The 22726-nt window shown below is 68.7% G+C and carries 22 protein-coding genes; 10 read left to right on the top strand and 12 right to left on the bottom strand.

What is annotated here, in order from left to right:
• Positions 1-23 precede the first annotated feature (23 nt).
• Genes sufC through NF556_RS11400 form a run of 5 tightly spaced genes read left to right on the top strand, consistent with a single transcriptional unit; the run spans position 24 to position 3549 of the window.
• Positions 24-785 carry a Fe-S cluster assembly ATPase SufC gene (sufC, locus tag NF556_RS11420; protein WP_252591064.1) on the top strand — a complete coding sequence of 254 codons (762 nt, stop codon included), beginning with the start codon at positions 24-26 and terminating at the stop codon, positions 783-785.
• Positions 785-2077: an aminotransferase class V-fold PLP-dependent enzyme gene (locus NF556_RS11415; protein ID WP_252591063.1), complete on the top strand. Its 1293-nt coding sequence runs from the start codon at positions 785-787 to the stop codon at positions 2075-2077. Before sufC ends, NF556_RS11415 begins: the two co-directional genes overlap by 1 nt.
• Positions 2078-2086: 9 nt before the next feature.
• Positions 2087-2551 (top strand): Fe-S cluster assembly sulfur transfer protein SufU, encoded by a 465-nt coding sequence (gene sufU, locus NF556_RS11410; protein ID WP_252591062.1) that lies wholly within the window; start codon positions 2087-2089, stop codon positions 2549-2551.
• 43 nt (positions 2552-2594) lie between these two features.
• Entirely contained in the window at positions 2595-2921 is a 327-nt protein-coding gene (locus NF556_RS11405) for a metal-sulfur cluster assembly factor (RefSeq protein WP_252591061.1), read from the top strand.
• Between the two features lie 4 nt (positions 2922-2925).
• Positions 2926-3549: an acVLRF1 family peptidyl-tRNA hydrolase gene (locus NF556_RS11400; RefSeq protein ID WP_252591060.1), complete on the top strand. Its 624-nt coding sequence runs from the start codon at positions 2926-2928 to the stop codon at positions 3547-3549.
• Between the two features lie 7 nt (positions 3550-3556).
• Here NF556_RS11400 and ypfJ read toward each other — a convergent pair whose 3' ends face one another.
• On the bottom strand, positions 3557-4492 hold the full coding sequence (ypfJ, locus tag NF556_RS11395; protein ID WP_252591059.1) for a KPN_02809 family neutral zinc metallopeptidase: 936 nt from the start codon (positions 4490-4492) through the stop codon (positions 3557-3559).
• Between the two features lie 116 nt (positions 4493-4608).
• On the opposite strand from ypfJ, the gene NF556_RS11390 reads away from it, so the two are divergent.
• Both NF556_RS11390 and NF556_RS11385 read left to right on the top strand, forming a co-directional pair.
• The gene (locus NF556_RS11390; protein WP_252591058.1) at positions 4609-6207 is read left to right on the top strand and encodes an ABC-F family ATP-binding cassette domain-containing protein; all 1599 of its coding nucleotides are present in this window, start codon (positions 4609-4611) and stop codon (positions 6205-6207) included.
• A 36-nt stretch (positions 6208-6243) separates the two neighbouring features.
• Positions 6244-8184 carry an ABC transporter ATP-binding protein gene (locus NF556_RS11385; RefSeq protein WP_252595783.1) on the top strand — a complete coding sequence of 647 codons (1941 nt, stop codon included), beginning with the start codon at positions 6244-6246 and terminating at the stop codon, positions 8182-8184.
• On the opposite strand, the gene NF556_RS11380 is transcribed toward NF556_RS11385, so the two are convergent.
• From NF556_RS11380 to NF556_RS11345, 8 genes are all read right to left on the bottom strand, one after another.
• The gene (locus NF556_RS11380) at positions 8175-8975 is read right to left on the bottom strand and encodes a cell wall-binding repeat-containing protein (RefSeq protein ID WP_252591057.1); all 801 of its coding nucleotides are present in this window, start codon (positions 8973-8975) and stop codon (positions 8175-8177) included. The two genes, NF556_RS11385 and NF556_RS11380, sit on opposite strands and share 10 nt — an antisense overlap.
• A 146-nt stretch (positions 8976-9121) precedes the next feature.
• The gene (locus NF556_RS11375) at positions 9122-9946 is read right to left on the bottom strand and encodes an alpha/beta fold hydrolase (RefSeq protein WP_252591056.1); all 825 of its coding nucleotides are present in this window, start codon (positions 9944-9946) and stop codon (positions 9122-9124) included.
• A complete protein-coding gene (locus NF556_RS11370) occupies positions 9943-10401 on the bottom strand; it encodes a MarR family winged helix-turn-helix transcriptional regulator (protein ID WP_252591055.1) in 459 nt (152 codons plus the stop codon). Before NF556_RS11370 ends, NF556_RS11375 begins: the two co-directional genes overlap by 4 nt.
• A 238-nt stretch (positions 10402-10639) precedes the next feature.
• On the bottom strand, positions 10640-11071 hold the full coding sequence (locus tag NF556_RS11365; RefSeq protein WP_252591054.1) for a universal stress protein: 432 nt from the start codon (positions 11069-11071) through the stop codon (positions 10640-10642).
• A gap of 66 nt (positions 11072-11137) precedes the next feature.
• Complete coding sequence (locus NF556_RS11360) at positions 11138-11905, bottom strand: SDR family oxidoreductase (protein WP_252591053.1); 768 nt, start codon at positions 11903-11905, stop codon at positions 11138-11140.
• Positions 11906-11969: 64 nt separating this feature from the next.
• Positions 11970-12803, bottom strand: a complete 834-nt coding sequence (locus tag NF556_RS11355; protein ID WP_252591052.1) for an SURF1 family cytochrome oxidase biogenesis protein — start codon at positions 12801-12803, stop codon at positions 11970-11972.
• A 1-nt stretch (position 12804) separates the two neighbouring features.
• Positions 12805-13008: a hypothetical protein gene (locus tag NF556_RS11350; protein WP_306238595.1), complete on the bottom strand. Its 204-nt coding sequence runs from the start codon at positions 13006-13008 to the stop codon at positions 12805-12807.
• Positions 12995-13339 carry a DUF3099 domain-containing protein gene (locus tag NF556_RS11345; RefSeq protein ID WP_252591050.1) on the bottom strand — a complete coding sequence of 115 codons (345 nt, stop codon included), beginning with the start codon at positions 13337-13339 and terminating at the stop codon, positions 12995-12997. Before NF556_RS11345 ends, NF556_RS11350 begins: the two co-directional genes overlap by 14 nt.
• Before the next feature lie 82 nt (positions 13340-13421).
• Between NF556_RS11345 and fabG the strand changes: the two genes are divergently transcribed.
• From fabG to NF556_RS11330, 3 genes are all read left to right on the top strand, one after another.
• Positions 13422-14159, top strand: a complete 738-nt coding sequence (fabG, locus tag NF556_RS11340; protein WP_252591049.1) for a beta-ketoacyl-ACP reductase — start codon at positions 13422-13424, stop codon at positions 14157-14159.
• Between the two features lie 89 nt (positions 14160-14248).
• The gene (gene fabI / locus NF556_RS11335; protein ID WP_252591048.1) at positions 14249-15004 is read left to right on the top strand and encodes an enoyl-ACP reductase FabI; all 756 of its coding nucleotides are present in this window, start codon (positions 14249-14251) and stop codon (positions 15002-15004) included.
• A 36-nt stretch (positions 15005-15040) separates the two neighbouring features.
• Positions 15041-17242, top strand: coding sequence for a tetratricopeptide repeat protein (locus NF556_RS11330; protein ID WP_252591047.1), 2202 nt, complete (start codon positions 15041-15043; stop codon positions 17240-17242).
• Positions 17243-17476: 234 nt separating this feature from the next.
• Here NF556_RS11330 and cphA read toward each other — a convergent pair whose 3' ends face one another.
• The 3 genes from cphA to glgC form a co-directional block, all read right to left on the bottom strand.
• Complete coding sequence (gene cphA / locus NF556_RS11325) at positions 17477-20350, bottom strand: cyanophycin synthetase (protein ID WP_252591046.1); 2874 nt, start codon at positions 20348-20350, stop codon at positions 17477-17479.
• A 20-nt stretch (positions 20351-20370) separates the two neighbouring features.
• Complete coding sequence (locus NF556_RS11320; RefSeq protein WP_252591045.1) at positions 20371-21300, bottom strand: cyanophycinase; 930 nt, start codon at positions 21298-21300, stop codon at positions 20371-20373.
• A 115-nt stretch (positions 21301-21415) separates the two neighbouring features.
• The gene (gene glgC, locus NF556_RS11315) at positions 21416-22669 is read right to left on the bottom strand and encodes a glucose-1-phosphate adenylyltransferase (protein ID WP_252591044.1); all 1254 of its coding nucleotides are present in this window, start codon (positions 22667-22669) and stop codon (positions 21416-21418) included.
• Between the last annotated feature and the right edge of the window lie 57 nt (positions 22670-22726).

Here is a 22726-nt window from a genome sequence, read left to right as displayed (position 1 = left end):
CCAAGCCCTTCCGAGGAGAAGCAATGACCACACTTGAGATCCGCGACCTGAAGGTCAGCGTTGACACCGACACCGGTGAGAAGGAGATCCTGCGCGGGGTCGACCTGACCATCAACTCCGGTGAGACCCACGCCATCATGGGCCCGAACGGCTCCGGCAAGTCGACCCTGGCCTATGCCATCGCCGGCCACCCGAAGTACACCATCACGGGCGGCACCATCACCCTCGACGGTGAGGACGTGCTGGCGATGGGCGTCGACGAGCGCGCCAAGGCCGGCCTGTTCCTGGCCATGCAGTATCCCGTCGAGGTCCCGGGCGTCACCGTGTCCAACTTCCTGCGCACCGCCAAGACATCCATCGACGGCGAGGCTCCCAAGCTGCGCACCTGGGTCAAGGACATGAAGGGCGCCATGGAGCTGCTGCGCATGGACAGCTCGTTCGCCGAGCGCAATGTCAACGAGGGCTTCTCCGGTGGTGAGAAGAAGCGCCACGAGATCCTGCAGATGGAGTTGCTCCAGCCGCAGATCGCCGTGCTGGACGAGACCGACTCCGGCCTGGACGTCGACGCGCTCAAGATCGTCGCCGAGGGCGTCAACCGGGTCAAGGACGCGACCGGCCTGGGCGTCATGCTGATCACGCACTACACGCGGATCCTGCGCTACATCAAGCCCGACCACGTGCACGTGTTCGTCGCGGGCAAGGTCGCCGAGTCCGGTGGCCCGGAGCTGGCCGACCGCCTCGAGAACGAGGGCTACGACCGTTACGTGCAGGCTGCCGCAGTCTGATGCCTGCCTTCACGGAGGATGAGCTGGCCCGGATCCGGGCGGACTTCCCCGTGCTCTCCCGCACGGTGCGCGATGGACGTCCACTGGTCTATCTGGACAGCGGTGCGACCGCGCAGAAGCCCTGGTGTGTCCTGGAGGCCGAGCAGGAGTACTACTCAACACGCAACGCCGCGGTGCACCGTGGCGCGCACCAGCTCGCCGAGGAGGCCACCGAGGCCTTCGAGGGGGCGCGCGCCACGGTCGCCCGGTTCATCGGTGCGCGACCCGATGAGGTCGTCTTCACCAAGAACGGCACCGAGGCGATCAACCTGGTGGCCTACGCGATGAGCAATGCCGGTGCCCCCGGCGCCATCGACGGGGCCGACCCGCAGGTCGCCGCACGGCTGCAGCTCGGCCCGGGCGACGAGATCGTCGTCACCGAGATGGAGCACCACGCCAATCTGGTGCCCTGGCAGGAGCTGGCCCGACGCACCGGTGCCACCCTGCGCTGGATCGGGATCACCGATGACGGGCTCCTGCAGGACCCGGGCACCGTCGTGGGGGAGCGCACCAAGGTGCTGGCCTTCACCCAGGTCTCCAACGTGCTCGGCACCCTCAACGACGTGGCTCCGCTGGTCGCTGCCGCGAAGGCCGTTGGCGCGCTCACGCTGGTGGACGCCTGCCAGTCTGTGCCGCACCTCCCGGTCGACGTGCGAGACCTGGACGTGGACTTCCTCGCGTTCACCGGCCACAAGGTGATCGGCCCGTCCGGCATCGGCGTGCTCTGGGGGCGCCCCGAGCTGCTGGCCGCGATGCCGCCGTTCATCACCGGCGGCTCGATGATCGAGCTGGTCCGCATGGAGCGCTCGACCTATGCCCCGCCGCCCCAGCGCTTCGAGGCAGGCGTGCCGATGGCCGCCCAGGCCGTCGGCCTGGCGAGCGCCATCGACTACCTCACTGAGCTGGGGATGGACCGGATCCATCAGCACGACACTGAACTGACGGCATACTGCCTCGAGCAGTTGGCGACCCGCTCGTGGGTCACCGTGATCGGGCCCACCGCCCCGGCCCAGCGCGTGGGGGCCGTCGCCTTCACCGTCGAGGGGATCCACCCCCACGACGTGGGGCAGGTCCTGGACGACCGCGGCATCGCCGTGCGCACCGGGCACCACTGTGCGTGGCCGCTGCACCGCCGCCTGAGCATCCCGGCCAGCACCCGGGCGAGCTTCTCCGTCTACACCAACCGGGCCGACATCGACGCCTTCGTCGAGGCCCTCGACACCGTGCCGGCCGTCTTCGGCCTGAGCGCCTGAGGAGGGACGATGGACCTGTATGGCGAGCTGATCCTGGATCACTCCAAACACCCCCAGCACGTCGGACTGCGCGAGCCGTTCGGCGCGGAGGTGCACCACATCAACCCCACCTGTGGGGACGAGATCACGCTGCGTGTGCAGGTGACCGACGGCGTGATCAGCGACGTCTCCTATGACGCGCAGGGCTGCTCCATCTCCATCGCGAGCACCTCCGTGTTGGCCGAGGAGACCATCGGACACCCGGTGGACGAGGCCCTCCAGACCTTCCTGGCGATGCGCACCATGCTCACCAGCAAGGGCACCGACGCCGGGGACCCCGAGGAGATCGGCGACGGTGTCGCCTTCGCCGGCGTGTCCCGTTATCCGGCGCGCGTGAAGTGCGCCCTGCTGGGCTGGACCGCGTTCACCGACGCCCTGGCCCGCAGCGGCGAGGACATCTCCGCGGTGTCCTCGAGTGCCCCCAGCCGCACCTGACACCTGCACATGAGACCCTGAGACAACCACCGAGGAGGACCCGATGAGCACGACCACCACACCGCCCAACGTCGCGGACGTCGAGGAGGCCCTGCACGATGTCGTCGACCCCGAGCTGGGGATCAACGTCGTCGACCTGGGCCTGATCTACGGACTGACCGTCGACGCGCAGTCCCACGCCGTCATCGACATGACCCTGACCAGTGCCGCCTGCCCGCTCACCGACGTGATCGAGGAGCAGGTCGGCAGCGTCCTGGAGGGTCTGGTGTCCAGTCACCGCATCAACTGGGTCTGGATGCCGCCGTGGGGCCCGGACAAGATCACCCCCGACGGCCGCGAGCAGCTGCGCGCCCTCGGCTTCAACGTCTGAGCCGGTGAGCCCTGGCCCAGCGCGGGTGGTCGAGGTCGACCCCGCGCGTCTGGACCGGTGGATCGACGGTTTCACGCAGCGGCACGGTCAGCCGGAGCGGTCCCCTGGGGCCGACCCGCAGGCCGTGCCGTTTGTGCTGTCCGCCCCCGACGGGGCGGTCGCGGAGGTCCTGGCCTGGGCACCCGGTGCCGTGGATCTGCCGGCTCGCCTCGGTCTGGTGCTGGTCCGCAGGGGTGGGTATGCCGTGGGGCTGGCTGATGGTGACCGGCTCACCGATCACCACTGCGGTACCCGCTATGTCCAGTCCCGCACCGCTGCCGGCGGCTGGTCCCAGCAACGCTTTGCCCGGCGCCGGGGCAACCAGGCTGATGCCCTCGTGGAGCGCGTGATCGAGCAGGCCGCCGACCGGCTGCTGACACCCCGTCGCCCGAGGGCGGACGGGCTGGTGGTCGGCGGAGACAAGGCGCTAGTGCGTCAGGTGCTGCAGGCGTCCGTGCTGGGCCGGATCACGGACCTGCCGCGCCGCGAGTTCTATGACCTCCCCGACCCACGCCTCAAGGTGCTGCAGGAGACGTTGCGCCGGGGTCGGGCCACCCGCATCAGCATCGCGGAGCCCGAGCCAGCCTGACGTCCGGTCAGCCCAGGTCGCCGGTGAAGGTGTTGCACGCGTTGGGGTCGCCGGACTCATATCCCGTCATGAACCACTTCTGCCGCTGCTCGGACGAGCCATGGGTCCAGTTCTCCGGTGTCACGCGGCCCTGCATCTGCTCCTGGATCCGGTCGTCACCGACGGCCTCGGCGGCTGTCAGCGCGGAGTCGATCTGCTTCTGGGTGACCGGCTCCAGGATCGCCTGGTCCTCCTGGCCGAGGCGGGTTCCGTCGGCGTGCGCCACCCAGACTCCCGCATAGCAGTCGGCCTGCAGTTCGATGCGGACGGCGCCGGACTCGGGGCCCTGGGGGTCCTGCTGCGCCCGTCCGAGGACGCCGTTGAGGTTCTGGACGTGGTGGCCATACTCGTGGCCGATCACATACATCTGGGACAGGGAGCCGCCGTCGGCGCCCATCTGCTCGAGCTGGTCAAAGAAGCTCACGTCGATGTAGACCTGCTCATCGAGGGGGCAGTAGAACGGCCCGACCTGGCTGTTGGCTGCGCCGCACCCGGTCTGCACGGTGCCGGAGAAGATCACCGTCTGCGCGGGCTGATACTCCGACCAGGCGCTGGTCCAAAACGCTTGAACGCTGTTGACCGTGCCGACGACCAGGCAGTCACGGTTTTCGTTGGCGTCGGCCCCGGTCTGGCAGTGTGAGAAGTCGTCGGAGACGCCCTCACCCTCGGCGCCGACCTCCGCGGCGTTGAAGTTCCAGCTGTCGGCCCCTGCAGCACCTCCACCGCCGGCGCCGCCACCACCACCGCCGAGGTTGCCCCCGAAGATCAGATAGAGGACGAGCAGGATGATGCCGCCGATGCCGCCGCCAGCGGCCATGCCGCCGCCCCCGCCACTTCGCCGGCCGCCGCCACCGCCGCTGCGGACCTGACTCGTGTCGAGCCTGGCGTTCTCCTTGAAGGTCATGCTCTCTCCGCTCTCTAACACATTCGCGAGACGGTGGTCCGCGATCGTAGACTAACCACCACACGCCCACTTAGCACGTGTCAGCGCCGTCTGTCATCAATCAAGGAGTCCTGTTCGTGATCACTGTCTCGGGCGTCGAGTTGCGCGCGGGCCCCCGGCTCCTGATGGATGACGTTGCCTTCCAGGTCGCTCCCGGCGACCGCGTCGGTCTCGTGGGACGCAATGGCGCCGGCAAGACCACCCTCACCAAGGTGTTGGCCGGCGAGTCCGAGCCCGCCGCCGGTGCCGTGACCCGCCGAGGCGACGTGGGTTACCTCCCACAGGACCCCCGCACTGGTGACCTGCACGTCCTGGGGCGTGACCGCATACTGTCGGCACGTGGTCTGGACACGGTGATCCGGGACCTGCGGACCGCTGAGACCGCGATGGCCAGCGAGGACGAGGCTGTCCGGGAGAAGGCGATGGGCCGCTACACCCGCCTCGATGCCGAGTTTGACGCGCGCGGTGGCTATGCCGCCGAGTCGGAGGCCGCCTCCATCGCGTCCAGCCTCGGCCTGCCCACCCGTGTCCTGGACCAGGAGCTGGCCACCCTCTCCGGTGGTCAGCGCCGCCGCATCGAGCTGGCGCGGATCCTGTTCAGCGGGGCCTCGACGCTCCTGCTGGACGAGCCGACCAACCACCTGGACGCCGACTCGATCGTCTGGCTGCGCGACTATCTCAAGACCTATCCCGGTGGGCTGATGGTGATCAGTCACGATGTCGAGCTCATCGAGCAGGTCGTCAACCGGGTCTTCCACCTGGACGCCAACCGCGCCGAGATCGATCAGTACAACATGGGCTGGAAGCCCTATCTGCTGCAGCGCGAGACCGATGAGCGCCGTCGCAAGCGCGAGCGCGTCAACGCCGAGAAGAAGGCCGCGACCCTGATGGCCCAGGCCGACAAGATGCGGGCCAAGGCGACCAAGGCTGTTGCGGCGCAGAACATGGCACGTCGTGCCCAGAAGCTGCTCGCCGGCATCGAGGGGGAGCGGGTGACCGACAAGGTCGCCAAGCTGCGGTTCCCGACCCCGGCGCCCTGTGGCAAGACGCCGCTGTCCGCCTCGGGGCTGTCCCGTTCCTACGGCTCACTCGAGATCTTCACCGACGTCGACCTCAACATCGACCGTGGCTCCCGCGTGGTCGTGCTCGGACTCAATGGTGCCGGCAAGACCACCCTGCTGCGTCTGCTCGCCGGCCTCGACGAGCCCGACACGGGGCAGGTTGAGCCGGGGCACGGCCTCAAGCTCGGCTACTACGCCCAGGAGCACGAGACCCTCGACGTGCAGCGCTCGGTGCTGGACAACATGCGCTCGTCCGCCCCGGACCTGGACGACACCGAGACCCGCAAGGTGCTGGGCTCCTTCCTGTTCAGCGGTGACGACGTGGACAAGCCGGCCGGTGTGCTCTCCGGTGGCGAGAAGACCCGTCTGGCCCTGGCCATGCTGGTCGTCTCGGCAGCCAACGTGCTGTTGCTCGATGAGCCCACCAACAACCTGGACCCCGCCTCCCGCGAGGAGGTCCTGGCGGCGCTGCGCACCTATGAGGGTGCGGTCGTCCTGGTCAGCCACGACGAGGGCGCGGTCGCGGCGCTGGAGCCCGAGCGGGTGCTGTTGCTGCCCGACGGCGTTGAGGACCACTGGAACCAGGACTATCAGGACCTGATCTCTCTTGCGTGAGTGGTGACCGTGCGTGAGTGGTGACCTGACGTGACGATGGGTCCGGGCCACGGTCCGGGTGCCTCCGTCCGCGGCTTCACCCGGGACCGTTCGGTGCGTGATCACCGGCTCCGGGAGGGCACCGGACGTCGGGTGCTGGGTTATGCCGGGCCGTTCCGGGCCGACATCACCCTGTTCCTCGTCCTGACGATCGTCGTGGCGGCCCTGGGCGTGGCCACCCCGCTGCTGCTCGGCCGCATCATCGACGACGGCGTGATCCCGCAGGACCGTGGTGTCGTGATCACCCTCGGTCTGGTCGTGGCGGGGCTGGCCGTGGTCGAGGCCGGGTTGACGATCATCACCCGCTTCTATGGCTCGCGCATCGGTGAGGGCCTGATCCTCAACCTGCGCACCCAGGTCTTCTCCCACGTGCTGCGCCAGCCGATCGCCTTTTTCACCCGGGCCCAGACCGGTGCCCTGGTCAACCGGCTCAACACGGACGTGATCGGGGCCCAGACTGCCTTCACCAGCATCCTGTCCGGTCTGGTCAGCAATGTGGTCTCCCTCGTCCTGATCCTTGGCGCCCTGGTCACCATGTCCTGGCTGATCACGCTGCTCGCCCTCCTGCTGTTGCCGATCTTCCTGATCCCGGCCCACCGGATGGGACGGCGGCTGTCCCAGTTGACGCGCCAGCAGATGACCCTCAATGCGGACCTGGCGACCCGGATGACCGAGCGGTTCAATGTCGCCGGGGCGATGCTGGTGCGGCTCTTCGGGCGGCCGGCCCAAGAAGACCAGGAGTATGCCGACCGGGCACGTGGGGTGCGCGATGCCGGGGTCCAGATCTCGGTCAACCGGGTGATCTTCATGGCCGGGCTGGGGCTGGTGGCCGCCCTGGCCACGGCCCTGGTCTATGGCCTGGGTGGCCTGATGGCGGTGGCCGGCAACCTCTCGGTCGGCACCCTGGTCGCGATGGCTGCCCTGCTCGGTCGGATGTATGGCCCGCTCACCGCGCTGTCCAACGTCCGCGTCGACATCATGACCGCGCTGGTCTCCTTCGAGCGGATCTTTGAGGTGCTCGACCTCGAGCCCCTCGTGCAGCAGAGCGACGACGCTGTCGACCTGCCCATTGGTCCGGTGGACGTCGAGCTCGACGAGGTCTCGTTCAACTATCCCGGCGCCGACGAGGTGTCGATCGCCTCCCTGGAGAGCCGTCCCGACCTGGGCGTTGCCGCCGAGAGCGGCGACGGTGGTCGCGTGCTGCACGACATCAGCGCCCACATCCCAGCCGGTCAGCTCGTGGCTCTGGTCGGGCCGAGCGGTGCCGGCAAGTCGACGCTCACCACGCTGGTGTCGCGACTCTATGACCCGACCGCGGGCAGCGTGCGCATCGGGGGAGTGGACCTGCGCGAGACCACTTTTGCCAGCCTGTCCGCCACGATCGGGGTGGTGACGCAGGAGGCGCACATGTTCAACGACACCATCCGCGCCAACCTGCTCTATGCCGCCCCCGGCGCCGCGACGGAGGAGCTGGAGGAGGCCCTGCGAGCGGCTCAGGTCTGGAGCCTGGTCGAGCGCCTCCCGGACGGTCTGGACACCGTGGTGGGGGATCGCGGCCACCGGCTCTCGGGGGGAGAGAAACAGCGGTTGGCGATCGCCCGGCTGCTGCTGAAGTCACCGGCCGTCGTCCTGCTCGATGAGGCCACGGCCCACCTGGACAGCGAGTCAGAGGCTGCCGTGCAGCGGGCTCTCGATCAGGCCCTCACCGGACGGACCTCGATCGTGATCGCCCACCGCCTCAGCACGATCCGTGGCGCCGACCAGATCCTGGTCCTCGACCAGGGGAGCATCGTCCAGCGCGGGACCCACGAGGAGCTCCTGGCCCAGGGCGGGTTGTATCGGACGCTCCACGAGACCCAGTTCCGCACTGGAGCCGACCCGCAGAGCCGGGCCACGGCATACGATCAGCAGGCGGACGGGACCGACCCTCAGGGGTAGACACTCTCGCTGCCCGAGAACATCACCGAGAAGTCGGAGTCCTCGAGCGCGCCATCTGCGGTGATGTCGACGGCGAGGTCCCAGCTGCCCGTCGAGTTGCAGGGGTGGCCTCTCGTGGTCGTCACCGTGATCGCATAGGTCTTGATAGTGGCACTCGTGAGCTGGACGGATCCCACGGCTGCCTCGGCCTGCTGCACGCCGTCCGGCAGGAGGATGCAGTAGATGCCGACCGGCTGCGCGGCCGGCCGTTCAATCCGCACCCCGCCGAGCTCTGGGGAGTGACTGCGGACCGCTCCGTTGACCGAGTGGAGCCAGTGGGTGGTGTAGTGCTCACTGTCCTGGCCGTCGAGCAGGTCCGCGTCGTGGACCTTGTCGGGCAGGGCGTCGGCGATGGCGGCCGCGGTGCCATAGCGGGTGGCGCCGAAGAGCCGGGTGACCGTGCCGGTTGTGGCGTAGGGCTCCAGTGCGTCGGCGACCTCGTCGGACACGGCAAGCGGTCCGCCCAGGACCACGATCCGGTCGGGGTCAAGGACAGCCAGGGCCGCGGTGGTCTCCGAGGGCACCGGCAGCTCGGACTTGACCATGAGCAACGGGGCCCCGGCGGTCGCGGCCAGCGTGGCACCGGCCAGGGAATCTGGGAAGTTGCGCCCGTCCGCGACATAGACGACGTCGACCGGGCCGTCCAGCGCCTCGGCCGGGCCACGGGCGAGGGTCGTGGTGACCAACACGACCGCCAGCACGCCCGCCACGAGCAGGGACAGCCGAGTTGTGGGTGCGAAGGGAATTTTCATGATGACCTCCTGAAGGGGCCGGCGTCGTTGCCGTGACCGGACGGAGGCGGCTCTCGGGCCGACACATCACGCTAGCACCGACCGAGGGTGGTCGGATAGGTGCTGAGCGTGCCCATCAACTGCAGTGGAACCTCGCGGTGCTCAGGTCACAGGACCGTGTCCAGGAAGTCGTCGATGACGCGCTCCCACTGCTGCGGCTGCTCGAGGTTCGGATAGTGGCCAGCGCCCTGGATCGTCACGACACCGCGGCCGTCCTGCACTGCAACCACGGCGCGCTGGGTCATGGCGTGGTGGTCGGCATAGTCCAGGTCGCCGACGACCCCGAGGACGGGCACGGCGATCTCGGGCAGTCTCTCCCAGGAGCCCACCACGTGCTCGGGAGGCAGGATGCCAGGTCGGATGTGGGTGCTGATGAAGTGCTGGTGCATCTCGTTGACCAGGCGCAGCACGTCAGGGTCCACGGCGGCGAGATCTCTGGTCGGCCCGGCCACCCACTGCAGGGTCGCCGCCAGCCACGCGGGCGCGTCCATCGCCTCGACCGCCTGTTGGACGCGCTCGTTGTGTCGGATCGCGACGGGGTCTGTGAAGGTCGGCTCGTTCGTGCCGGCGCCGCAGATCACGAGGGCACGCACCAGGTCGGGGTGCTCCAGGGCGGTGTCGACGGCGGAGCCGGCCCCCATGCTGGTGCCGATGAGCACAGCTGGACCGGCATCGAGGTGGCGGAGCAGGGCAGCGATGTCGTCGCACTGGCGAAACGGTGTGGTGCCCGAGGACGACCAGCCGTGGGTGCGCGCATCCGGTGCGACGACGGTGGTGCGCTGGGCGAGGTGGGCGAGCTCGCGCTCATACATCCGGTGGTCGACATAGCCTGCGTGCAGCAGGACGACGGGCGGTGTGCCGGTGCCGTCGATCGCATAGGTGAGGTGGCCGTCGGCCAGCTCGAGGCGGTGGAGGTGATCGGTGGTCGTCATGGGAGGGCCCTTTCGGTGGACTTCATCTCTTCCAGTCCGTTGACCAGGTGGTCCAGCACCCGGACGCACGCCTCGACATCGGCCGGGTCCAGCTCCTCTGCGAGCCCGGCCAGCCGCTCGAGCTCGGCCCCGTGCAGTTCGGTGAACTGACGCTGTCCCTCCTCGGTCAGCGAGATCAGGTGGGAGCGCCGGTGCTCGGGGTTGGGTCGGGCCTCGACCAGGCCCAGCTCCTTGGCGCGGTCGACCAGGGTCTGGACGCCCTGGCGGGTGACATAGAGACTCCGGGCGATGGCTGGGACCGTCTGTGGGCCGGTGGTGTGCACCCGCTCGAGGACAGCGCGCAAGGGCACGCTCACCTCGGTCCCCGCCAGGCCCACTGCGACGGCCTCGGCCGACAACTCGTGGACCGGTCGGATCCGCTGCAGCACGGCATACAGGTCGTCGCTGGAAGTCATGACAACTAGGTTGCCAATATGACAGCAACATTGTCAAACGTATTTCTTGGTGCGCGCCCTGGGAGACCGGCGAGACTGCGGCAAGAAGGTTCTGGGGGCGTGCGAGACCGCTATGAAAAGGCGGGGTGGGTGTACGAGACCTCTACGAAGTTGCGGGGTAGGTGTACGAGACCTCTACGAAGTTGCGGGGTAGGTGTACGAGACCTCTACGAAAATACGGGGTAGGTGTACGAGACCTCTACGAAGTTGCGGGGGCACCCTTGACGACGAGGACGGGGATCGGGCTGTCCAGCAGGATGCGCTGGGTCTTGCCGCCCATGAAGAACTTGCCGACCTCCGTGCGCCGGCGGGACCCGAGCACCAGGATCTTGGCGTCGTGCTCCGCGCACAGGCCCAGGAGAGCCGCAGGGACCTCGCCGGCGGAGGTCGCCGAGACGACCTTCCACTGCGGGGGAGTCTGCGTCCCGGACTCACGGATCACTTCCTCGACGTCCTTGGCCACGGCCGTCACCTCGGCGGCGTCGGCGGGGGTGCCGCTCGCACCGCCGCGTCCGGTGTCCTGCACGTGCAGCACCAGCAGGTTCGTGTCGTGGACCAGGGCCCAGTCCAGGGCGGCAGCGACGGCAGCGCGGCCTGCGGCGGCAGCGTTGTGTGCGACGGCGACGGGCATGAGGCCTCCTCGGCTCGGGGAACGGGGCGGGACAGGCACCGCGGGGCACAGCCTAGCCTCGGTGCGTCACAGGGCCTGGGTCTGACCCCCGTCGACCGTCGTCACCGAGCCGGTCATGTAGGACGCCATCGGCGAGGTGACGAACGCCGCCACCGCGCCAAACTCCTCGGGTTGCCCGAGCCGGCCCAGCGGCACGATGCTGGCGTGCGCCACCCGGCGACCCGCCGGATCACCACTCGCCTCATCCATCTCGCGCACCCGGTCGGTGTCGAACCGCCCCGGCAGGACGGCGTTGATGCGGTGCCCCTCGGCGCCGTATTCCTGTGCCATCGTCTTGGCGGCCATCGCCAGTCCAGGACGCAGACCGTTGGAGATGGCCAGATCGGGCAGGGGTGAGCGCACCGATGTCGAGAGCACGAACGTGATCGCCATCGGGCGCATCGCAGCCTCCAGCAGGGTCCTGGCCATGCGCAGCGGACCGAGGTGCACCTGCTCGAAGGCCGCGCGCCACTCGTCGTCGGTCTTGTCCCGGAACGGCCCGGCCGGTGGGCCACCCACGCTGAGGACGGCCCCGTCGATGCTGTCCAGGTGGTCCTGGGCCGCCTCGAGAATGAGCTGGGCGGCCGACGGATCGGCCAGATCCGCAGACAGAGGGTATGCCGTGCCCTCGCCCTCGTCGGTCAACTCACCTGCCGAGCGCTCGGCCTGGGCGTGGTCGCGGCCGACCAGCAGGACCTGGGCCCCATCGGCAACAAGGTGCTCGGCCGTGGCCCGGCCGAGTCCGCGCGTGCCGCCGGTGACGATGTAGCCGCGACCAGCCAGTCCGAGATCCATGGGCACATCGTGGCACGCGCGGCTGACACTGAAGCTGACACTGAAGCTGACACTGGGCTCCGCGCTACCAGTCCTCCTCATCCCAGATGCGCACCTTCTTGGGTTTTGGTGGCTTCTGCGCGCCCTCCCGCTCAGCGCCCGGGCGGGTCTGCGACGCCCTGCCCTCGCCCTCGAGCCACTCGCGGCGGGCCATCACGAAGACCAGGATGAGCAGGACGGGGGAGCTCAGCCACCACTGCAGGGAGTAGGCGAAATGAGACCCCAGGTCCGTGCGCGGCGCAAGCAACGGAGTCGGGCGAGGGATCTGCGCGGCCGACCCCTCGGCATACGACTCTTCCTGTAGCACCAGGTAGGCACCCAGGACGGGACGCTCCCACCGCTGCTCGGCGGTGGCCAGGTTGATCGAGGCGAGCTGGTCCGGCGGCATGTCCCGCTCCAGGTCTGCCTCGCCCGGGCGCAACCAGCCAGTCACCTCAACCTCACCCTCAGGTGCAGGGGGCACGTCCGGCAGGGTTGCGGCAGTCTCAGCGTTGGGGGCCCACCCCCGGTCGACGGCCAGGGTGCCGGCGGCCGTGTCCAGCGGCACCAGGATCTCGTAGCCATAGGTCTTTGACTGCGGTCGGTTGCGGACATAGAGCTGCTGATCGACGGCATACTCCCCGCTGACGATCACGCGAGTCCATTCATCGTCCTCGGGGAGCGGCGCACCGTCGGCCGTGAGCACATCCTCGAGCGGCACGGGGACCGCGTCGTAGTGAGCCTCCACGCGGTCGCGCGCGGCCACCTTGTCCTCGTGCCGGGAGAACTGCCAGTTGCCGAGCAGCACGGTGACGACAGCGAAGACGACACCCAACGCGAGATAGCCCAGCCAGCGGCCGGTGAGGAGCGTGCGCAGCAAGTCAGCCGTCCTGCTCGCCGAGCTGGTCGATGGGCAGGACCTCGATCAGGAAGCCGCGCAGCGCCACAAAGCTGCTCAACGACTCTCGGTGATCGGGGCAGGCTAGCCAGACCTTGCGACGCTCGGGCTGATGCACCTTGGGGTTGTTCCACACGACTCCGTGGGTCGCCCGGGCACGGCAGGCCTTGGCACTACAGCTCAGCATCGGGCCCATCCCGTGGCGTGGTGGTCTCCCGCGAGGTGGTGGAGTCACCGGGACCGAGCATCCGCGTCGGCGAAGTCAGGTGGCCGGCCGGTGCGGTGCGGTGATCGACGGCGTTGGCGGTCATCACCGCGACCTGGGGCAGGAAGGTGGCGGCGAGCGCCAGCACGATGCCGATGACGGTCCACCCGCTGAGCAGGGCCCAGACCGCCAGGGGGAAGGAGACGGTGCGGATCGACATGGCGATCGCATAACTGCGCATGCGCTGCTCCCGGTCCTCCTTGGGGGACCGTCTGACGGTGGTCACCCCCTGGGCGACCTTCTTCCTGCGCACCCCTCCACGATACGTCCGCTCGCTGAATGACTTGACGGGGTGCGCGCTCGTGCCGCTGCCGTCCACGGGCTACCGTTGATCCGTGACCCAGACCCAGCTAACTGACACCCCCTCGCCCCGCAGCGTCCTGGTGACCGGCGGCAACCGCGGCATCGGCCTGGCGATCGCGCGCGCGTTCGCCGAGGCCGGTGACGATGTGATCATCACGCACCGCAGTGGCACCCCGCCGGAGGGGCTGCGCGGCGTGATCTGCGATGTCACCGACTCGGACAGCGTGGACCGGGCCTTCACCGAGGCCGAGGAGATGCTGGGGCGCCCGATTGAGGTGCTGGTCGCCAACGCCGGCATCAACAAGGACACGCTGCTGATGCGGATGAGCGATGAGGACTTCACCTCGGTGCTGGAGACCAACCTCACCGGCGCCTTCCGCTGCGCCCGCCGCGCGTCCAAGGGCATGATGCGTCTGCGCCATGGCCGGATCATCCTGATCTCCTCGGTCGTGGGCCTGTATGGCTCGCCGGGGCAGACCAACTATGCGGCGTCCAAGTCCGCCCTCGTGGGCCTGGCCCGCTCGATCACTCGCGAGCTGGGTGGGCGGGGGATCACCGCCAACGTCGTGGCTCCCGGCTTCATCGAGACGGAGATGACCGCCGAGCTCCCCGAGGAGCGGCAGAAGACCTATCTGGCCGGCATCCCGGCCGGCCGCTTCGCCACCCCCGGTGAGGTCGCTGGCGTGGTGCGCTTCCTGGCCGGGCCGGATGCGGGCTATATCAGTGGTGCCGTGATCCCGGTTGACGGCGGCCTGGGCATGGGGCACTGACGTGCCCGGACCCGGGCGCTCCGTTTCGGTCGCCGCAACTCCCGGTGCGCTCGCTCGCGTGACGCGCGCGGGGCGCTAGTCTGCTCTCCATGCTGCTCGAAGGAAAGAAGCTCCTCATCACGGGTGTCCTCATGGACTCCTCCATCGCGTTCCACGTCGCCCGCCTGGCTCAGGAGCAGGGCGCCGAGGTGATCCTCACCTCGTTTGGACGCACCTTCCGGATCACCCAGTCGATCGCCAAGCGGTTGCCAACGACCCCCGAGGTCATCGAGCTCGACGTGTCGAACCAGGAGCACCTGGACACCCTGGCCGAGCGACTGAAGGAGCACGTCGACCACCTCGACGGTGTCGTGCACTCGATCGGCTTCGCTCCTGCCGGGGCGTTCAACTTCCTGGAGGCACAGTGGGAGGACGTGGCCACGGCGCTGCAGGTGTCGGCCTACTCCCTGAAGTCCCTGGCCGTCGCGGCCCTGCCCCTGATGAGCGAGGGCGGCAGCGTCGTGGGCCTGACCCTCGACGCCACGAAGGCCTGGCCGGTCTATGACTGGATGGGTGTCGCCAAGGCGGCCTTTGAGTCGACCAACCGCTATCTCGCGCGCGACCTCGGCCCCAAGGGGATCCGCTCCAACCTGGTCTCCGCCGGCCCGATCGCCACGACCGCGGCACGCTCCATCCCGATGTTTGAACAGTTCGCAAAGTGGGGCGAGCGCTCGCCGCTGGGCTGGGATCTGCGGGACGCCGAGCCGGCTGCCAAGGCGTGCGTCGCGCTGCTGTCCGACTGGTTCCCCTCGACCACGGGCGAGATCGTGCACGTGGACGGCGGCTTCCACGCGATGGGCTTCTGACCACGATGGTGCACGCGCGAACGGTCTGCGGCGACGATGACTGAGGCAACCACGGTCGAGGTGACCGAGGTGCGCCTGCTCGAGGGACCGAATCTGTATTTTGCCCGACCTGCCGTCAAGGTGAGTCTCTCGCTGCCCGGCTTTCAGCGCCTCGACGCCGAGAGCGCGACCAGCATCGCCGCGGTGGTGGGGTTGCGTCGCGCGGTGCCCGGCAAGCCAGGGACCGAGCAGCGCCAGCGGTTCCTCAGCCGTCTGGCCGGCACCGTCCTGCGACGGATCTCCGACGCAGTCCCGAGCCGGGTGGGTGTGCGCGGGCGTGTGGGCACCGACCTCAACTCGGTCGTGGTGGCCTTCCCGTGGCGCCACCGTGGTCGTGCGGTCGCCCTGGGGGAGGCCCTCGGCCCCGTGCTCGAGGGGCTGCTCGCTGGCGACTCGGCCGACGAACTGCTGACTGGTGCCGCCGCGCAGGTGCGGGCGGCCGAGGACTCCTCGCGCCCCACCCAGCTGCGGCCGCGCATCCCGGTGGCCTCGATCACCGGCACCAACGGCAAGACGTCGACCACCCGACTGCTGGCCCACATGGGGATGACGGCCGGACTGCGCTGCGGCTGGAGCTCGACCGAGGGCGTGTTCATCCAGGGCGAGGTGAAGATTGCGGGGGACTATTCCGGCCCGTCCGGTGGGCGCAACGTCCTGGAGGACAAGTCGGTCGAGCTGGGCCTGCTCGAGACCGCCCGCGGTGGTCTGCTGCTCAAGGGCATGGGGGTCTCCCACAACGACGTCAGCATTGTCACCAACGTCACCGCCGACCACCTGGGTGTGCAGGGCATTGACACGGTCGACCAGCTCGCTGAGGTCAAGTCGATCATCACGCGGGTCACCCGCAAGGAGGGCTGGGTCGTCCTCAACGGTGACGACCCCCGTGTCCGGGCCATGGCGACGGAGGCCAGCGGTCGCATCTGGATGTTCAGCCTCGACCCGGACTCACCGGCCCTGCGCGAGACGGTGGAGCGCGGCGGACGGGGGATGACCGTGCTGCAGGGCGACATCGTCATCCTGCGACGCGGAGCTGACCCCGACCGGCTGATCCGGATCCTGGACGTGCCGATGACGCTGTCCGGGCTGTCCGAGCACAACATCGCCAACGCCCTGGCCGCCACCGCGGGTGGTCTCGGGCTCGGGTTGCCCCGCGAGGCCGTGATCGAGGGGCTGCGCACGTTTGCGCCGGACCTCGAGCACAACCCCGGCCGGATGAATGTGTGGACTCTGCCGCTGCCCTCAGGTGGCAAGGCAACGATGATCATCGACCTGGCCCACAACGAGGCCGGTCTCGAAGCCCTGCTGACGGTGGCCGAGGGGTTGCGCACGCCCGGCGACCGGGTCCACCTCGGACTCGGCGGCGTCGGTGACCGGACCGATGAGATCCTCATTGGTCTCGGTGAGATCGCTGGTCGGCGGGCCGACCGTGTCCAGATCGTCCACAAGGGGCACTACCTGCGGGGGCGCACCACGGAGAACCTGGAGTCGCAGTTCGTCCAGGGGCTGGCCAACGTCGGCGCCGTGTCCTCCGGCTCCTCGGAGGATGAGGTGTCCGGGCTTGCGGCCGTCGCCGAGAACCTGGCGGACGGCGACGTCGCTGCACTGATGGTGCATCGCGACCGCCCCGGGGTCGTCGAGTGGCTCACCGAGCACGGCGCCCACCAGGACACCGCCCGGCAGATCCGTCGCAAGGTCGTTGCCGCACGGGGCGAGCACGAGCTCGAGGCAGTCCTCGCCGCGATCCAGGACCAGCCCCCCGCAGAGCGCGTGGAGGCGGCCCGCACCCTGTTGGAGCAGGCTCCGGAGGACCCGCGACTGGTGTTCGAGCTCGCGGCCGCCCTGGAGGCAGCCGGGCAGGAGACCCAGGCGATCAGCCGCTATGGCGAGGCACTGCGCGCCCGACTGCGGGAGCCGCACCGCTTCCGTGCCCAGGTGGCGATGGCCGCGGCACTGCGGCAGCTGCAGAGGCCGGAGGAGGCCGCGGCCGTGCTCACCGAGGTGGCGGTCCAGCGCAGCGACAGTGCTGCCCTGGTCGCGCTGCAGGCCCTGCTCGACGTGGACTCGGGCCGGGCCGGTGACGGTGTCGCCCGACTCATCAGCTATGTCATGACGAACGCCACCGGCACCGACGACGCTCCTCAGCGCGAGAGCCTGCTGGCCCTGGCCGAGGAGCTCCGGAGCGCCGAATCCTCATCCTGAGGGAATGAGTTGGGCTCACCCACCCCGAGACGGGACCCACGGGGCCGACAAGTGCATGGATGATTCACGCAGATATCGGCAAGTCGCGTGAATCATCCATGCACGTGTGCCGTGAGCGTCAGACCCACTAGCCCGCTGCGGGACCCGCCCGCGTCTCGGCCCGCCAACTGCATGGATCCTTCACACTGGTTTCGGCGTGTCGCGTGAATGATCCATGCACTTGCGCCGTGGGCGTCAGACCCGCTCGCCCGCCTCAGCCTCCGCGGCCTCCAGATCGGTGTAGTCGCTGCGGGACTCCTCGCCGGAGGCCCCGGCCGCCACGCCCAGCTCGGCCGGGTCGAGGTCGGGGTCGCCGACGCGCTCCTCGTCGGCCCGGGATCCGGCATACGCCGAGTTGCTCAGGTCCTCGAGCTCGGCGAGCACCCGGGCGTGCTTGTCCACGCAGGCGACCAGGAGGTCGCCGGGGTTGCTGAGCACCATGGCGTGCCGGACTGCGTCGACCTCTGGGAGCACAGTGTCGATCTTGCGGACCCGGGCCTCGCCAGCCTCGATGCACTCGTTGATGCCGCGCACCACGTGCTCGGCGCTCTCGCCCCGGGGACGCCCACGCGGGTTGTCGTCCTCGCGAACGACCAGCACGTCGAAGTGCTTGGCGGCCACGGCACCCAACTCGGCCAGGTCGTCGTCGCGCCGGTCGCCGGTGCCACCGATGACCCCGATCCGGCTGATCCGGGCGTTGTCGATCGCGGCTTCCTTCTGCTCGGCCAGGTTGTCGACGAACTCGCCGATGGCGCGCATGCCGGCCGGGTTGTGGCAGTAGTCCACCACCACGCTGACGCCCTTGACGTCGAGCATGTTGAGGCGTCCGGGGGACAGGTAGTAGCTGGTGGTGAAGGTGCGCAGCCCCTGTCGGATGTCGTGCAGGGGCACATCGCAGGCGAAGGCGGCACCCGCGGCGGCCATCGCGTTGGCGATGTTGAACCGGGCAGCACCACCGAAGGTGCTGGGCAGCAGGTGCGTCCACGCGAGCTGCATGGAGCGGCGCCCGTGGCGGATCACGATCATCTCGCCGCGTTCCGTGGGCTCCAGGACCACGGCCCGGCCCCCGCGACGCAGGCGGGTCTCGATGAAGTCTCGCTCGGGGCTGCCGGGGGGCTGCATCGAGAAGTAGACAATGCTTCCGCTGCAGCTGCGTCGCATGTCGCGGACGTTGGGGTCGTCGGCGTTGAGCACCGCGAAACCGTTGCGAGGCACGGCCTCCACGATGACGCGCTTGACCGCAGCCAGTTGCTCGACCGTGTCGATGCCCCGCAGCCCGAGGTGGTCTGCCGAGACGTTGGTGACCACTGCCACGTCGTTGCGGTCATAGCCAAGGCCCTCGCGCAGGATGCCACCACGAGCGACCTCCATGACGGCGAAGTCGACCCGAGGGTTCTGCAGGACCATGCGCGCAGACTTCGGGCCGGAGGCGTCGGCCCGCTTGACCAGTCGTTCGTCGATCACGATGCCGTCGGTGGAGGTCATGCCGACCTGCTTGCCCAGGCCCTTCATGATGTGGGCGATCATCCGTGAGGTCGTGGTCTTGCCGTTGGTGCCACTGACCGCCACGATCGGCACCCGTGCGGCAGTGCCGGGTGGGAAGAGCAGGTCCACCACGGGCTTGGCAATGTATTGCGGCTCACCGACCGTCGGGTGAGTGTGCATGCGGAACCCGGGCGCGGCGTTGACCTCACAGATCGCGCCGCCGGTCTCGCGGACCGGTGCCGAGATGTCGGGGCAGATGAAGTCGATGCCCGCGACGTCCAGTCCGATCAGCCGGGCCGCCTCCTCAGCGATCTCGATGTTCTCCGGGTGTGCGTCGAAGGTGCGGTCGACCGAGATGCCTCCGGTCGACATGTTGCCGGTCAGCGCGAGCTTGACCATCGTGCCCTCCGGGGGCACGCCGTCCATCTCGAAGCCCTGGTTGCGCACCAGCGCCTCGGTGCCCTCGGTGATCGCGATCCGGGTCAGCACCTTCTCGTGGCCGACCCCGCGGCGTGGGTCGGCGTTGGTGATCTCCACGAGCTCGTTGATCGTGTGGGTGCCGTCGCCGACCACGTGGGCCGGCACCCGCTCGGCGATGGCCTGCATCCGGCCGCCCACGATCAGGCAGCGGTAGTCGTTGCCGCTGATGAAGGACTCGACCACCATGACCCCGCGTCGCGACTGCTCTGCGGCGATCGGGAAGTGTGCCCGCACCTCCGCCTCATTGCGCAGGTTGATGCCGACCCCACGGCCATGATTGCCGTCCAGCGGCTTGACGACGACGGGGTAGCCGATCCGGTTGGCCACCTGGACCGCGCCGTCCTCGGTGCGGATCGTGTCGCTCAGTGGCACCGGCAGACCAGCCGAGGAGAGCAGGGTGTTGGTCAGCGACTTGTCACCCGCGATGTCGACGGCCAGGGCCGAGGTCTTGGAGGTCATCGTCGCCCGGATCCGCTGCTGGTGCACGCCCTGACCCAGCTGCACCAGGGAGGCGTTGTTCAGGCGGATGAAGGGGATGTCCCGGGCGACAGCCTCCTCCAGGATCGCGTTCGTCGAGGGGCCGAAGGCCGTGCGCTGGGCGAGACGCAGGAAGTCGTCCATCTCACTGGGAAAGTCGAACTCGCTGTCCTGGGCCACCGCCGCATTGACCAGGCGCACCGCAAGCTCACCGGCGGCCAGACCGACCCGCTCGTCGAGGTAGGAGTAGATGACGTTGTATTGACCGGGCTTGCCCCTCACGGCCCGGGTCTTGCCGCGGCGCAGGTCGTGGCCTGCCTCGCCCTGCAGTTGGAGGGCGAGGTGCTCGCTGATGTGTCCCACCCAGGTGCCCTCGTGCAGCCGCTCGACGAAGCCACCGGGCTTGCCCCGGGAGCAGACGTGATTCTGCAGACCGGGCAGCCACTCCAGGAGTTGCTCGGTGAAGCCGGGAAGCAGGTTGGAGGGATATTGCTCCAGCACGCCCAGATCCACGACCAGGTGGATCGCCTGCTCGTAGTTCCAGATGTTGGGACCGCGGTAGACCCGCTGCTCCACGATGCGCAGGTCAGGAGCCGCCGGCGCGGTGGGGGACTGGGACTGGGACATTGGGGCCTCCTGGGGTCCGGTCAGCGGCGCAGCGCGGCGGCTGCGTTGGCGGTGTCGTGCACGTCAGTGGGGGACGTGACCACGGCCACCTCTGAGTGCATCTCCACGAAATCAGTCAGTTGTGCGGCCTGCAGGTCGAACGTGGACCCGAAGGGCAACGAGTGCACGACAGCACCCGACACCATCAGCGGTGCGTCCCGACGCGCCTCGTGGGCGTCGGACACTGCTGCGCGGGCGTCCACGACGTAGACGGCACCGGAGCCCACGACCGTCATGGAGCGCTCGTTGACGATCTCGGCGGCGGTGTCCTCATCGATCCCGACACCCAGCAGACTCGGGGAGGCCGCGATCAGCGACAGCAACCGGGCATACCGGGTGCGTTGACCGAAGTGCTGGTCCAGGATGACGCCGGGGAGCAGACCCATCCCCGCGCTGACCTGTGACACGCGTTGGCGTGGCACCACACCCTCCTCGCCCATGGAGATCATGAACTGGCTGAGGACCGAGGCGCCCGCCGACGTGCCGGAGATGACCGCGCCCCGGTGATAGGCGCGGGTGATGGCGTCGTGCACCGGGGTGCCGACGATCAACTGACCGAGCTTGAGCTGGTTGCCGCCGGTCACGAACACGCCGGTGGCGTTGTCGATGGCCTCGATGAGGGCCGGGTCGGACGCCTGCTGCCGGTCCTGGGGGTTGACCAGGGAGACGTCCGTGACGTGCTGACGGCCGAAGACGGACTGGTAGACCTCGAAGGCCTCCTCGGCCATCGACGATGCGGTCGGAATGACGACGACCCGGGCGTCCCGGCCTCCGGCGAGTCGCACGAAACGTTTGAGCACGACCACGCGTCGTCGCTTGTCCTCTGCTCCGCCGATCACGAGGAGGGTGCGTTGCACCTGCTCCTCCGAGGGTTCGACAGGGTCCGAGACTGGGGTCACGTGCGACGACATGGATGCACCCTAATCCGAACAGGTGCTCACTCGGCATACGTCCGCCTCAGACACGACCACGGACTGGACGAGCGGACGGGTGGGAGGTGACCCCTCCCTGCCGGTCGGGAGGTGCTCACCCCTCGATGATGGTGCCCTTGCCGACGACGACCAGGCCGCTGTCGGTGACCGTGAAGCCTCGGGCCCGGTCCTGGTCGTGGTCCACGCCGATGCTGACACCCTCTGGCACGTGGACCGCCTTGTCGATGATGGCCCGGTGGATCTGACAGCCGCGACCGATGTCGACGCCGTCGAGGATGACCGACTGGGACACATTGCTGAAGCTGTGCACGTGCACGTTGGGCGAGACGACTGAGTCGGCGACCGTCGCGCCGGAGATCACCACGCCGGGGGAGACCATCGACCCGTGGGCCTGCCCGACCCGGTCGTGCGACCCGTGCACAAACTTGGCCGGCGGGTGGTTGCCGTGGGTGGTGTAGATCGGCCACCGGTCGTTGTAGAGATTGAACACCGGGTGCACCGAGACCAGGTCCATGTGCGACTCGTAGTAGGAATCGATGGTGCCCACGTCGCGCCAGTAGGCCAGGTCGCGCTCGGTTGCCCCGGGGATGTCGTTGTCCTTGAAGTCATAGACATAGCCCTCGCCGCGGTTGACGAAGGCGGGCACGATGTCGCCGCCCATGTCATGCGCAGAGTCCTCGTCGGCGGCGTCGTCGCGGACAGCCTGCTCCAGGACGTCAGCGTTGAAGACGTAGTTGCCCATCGAGGCAAGGACCTCGTTCGGGGCATCTGGCAGGGGCTTGGGGTTCTGCGGCTTCTCCAGGAAGTCGGCGATATGCCGTGGGTCGGCGTCATCGACCTCGATCACACCGAACTGGTCGGCGAGGCTGAGTGGCTGGCGGATCGCGGCCACTGTGACGCCAGCGCCGGTCTCGATGTGTTGGTCGATCATCTGCGAGAAGTCCATGCGATAGACGTGGTCGGCGCCGACCACGACGATGATGTCGGGCTTCTCGTCGTAGACCAGGTTGAGGCTCTGATAGATCGCGTCGGCACTGCCCGCGAACCAGTGCTTGCCCATGCGCTGCTGCGCGGGCACCGGGGCGACGTAGTTGCCCAGCAAGGTGGACATGCGCCAGGTGCGGGTGATGTGTGCATCCAGGCTGTGGGACTTGTATTGCGTGAGGACCACGATCTTCAGGCAACCTGAGTTGACGATGTTGGACAGGGCGAAGTCGATCAGCCGATAGATGCCGCCGAAAGGCACCGCTGGCTTGGCCCGATCAGCCGTCAACGGCATGAGCCGCTTGCCCTCACCTCCCGCGAGCACTATCGCGAGGACCTTGAGCCTTCCCGTTTGCGCAACCATGCCCTCAACCTATGGCCCCGAGCGACTTTGGTCGACAGGGGAGCGGCCCCGGCAGAT

Source organism: Ornithinimicrobium faecis (genome assembly GCF_023923225.1).
GTDB classification, from domain to species: domain Bacteria; phylum Actinomycetota; class Actinomycetes; order Actinomycetales; family Dermatophilaceae; genus Ornithinicoccus; species Ornithinicoccus faecis.
The sequence above is the reverse complement of the archived record's forward strand: the minus strand, read 5'-3'. Positions and strand labels throughout refer to the sequence as shown.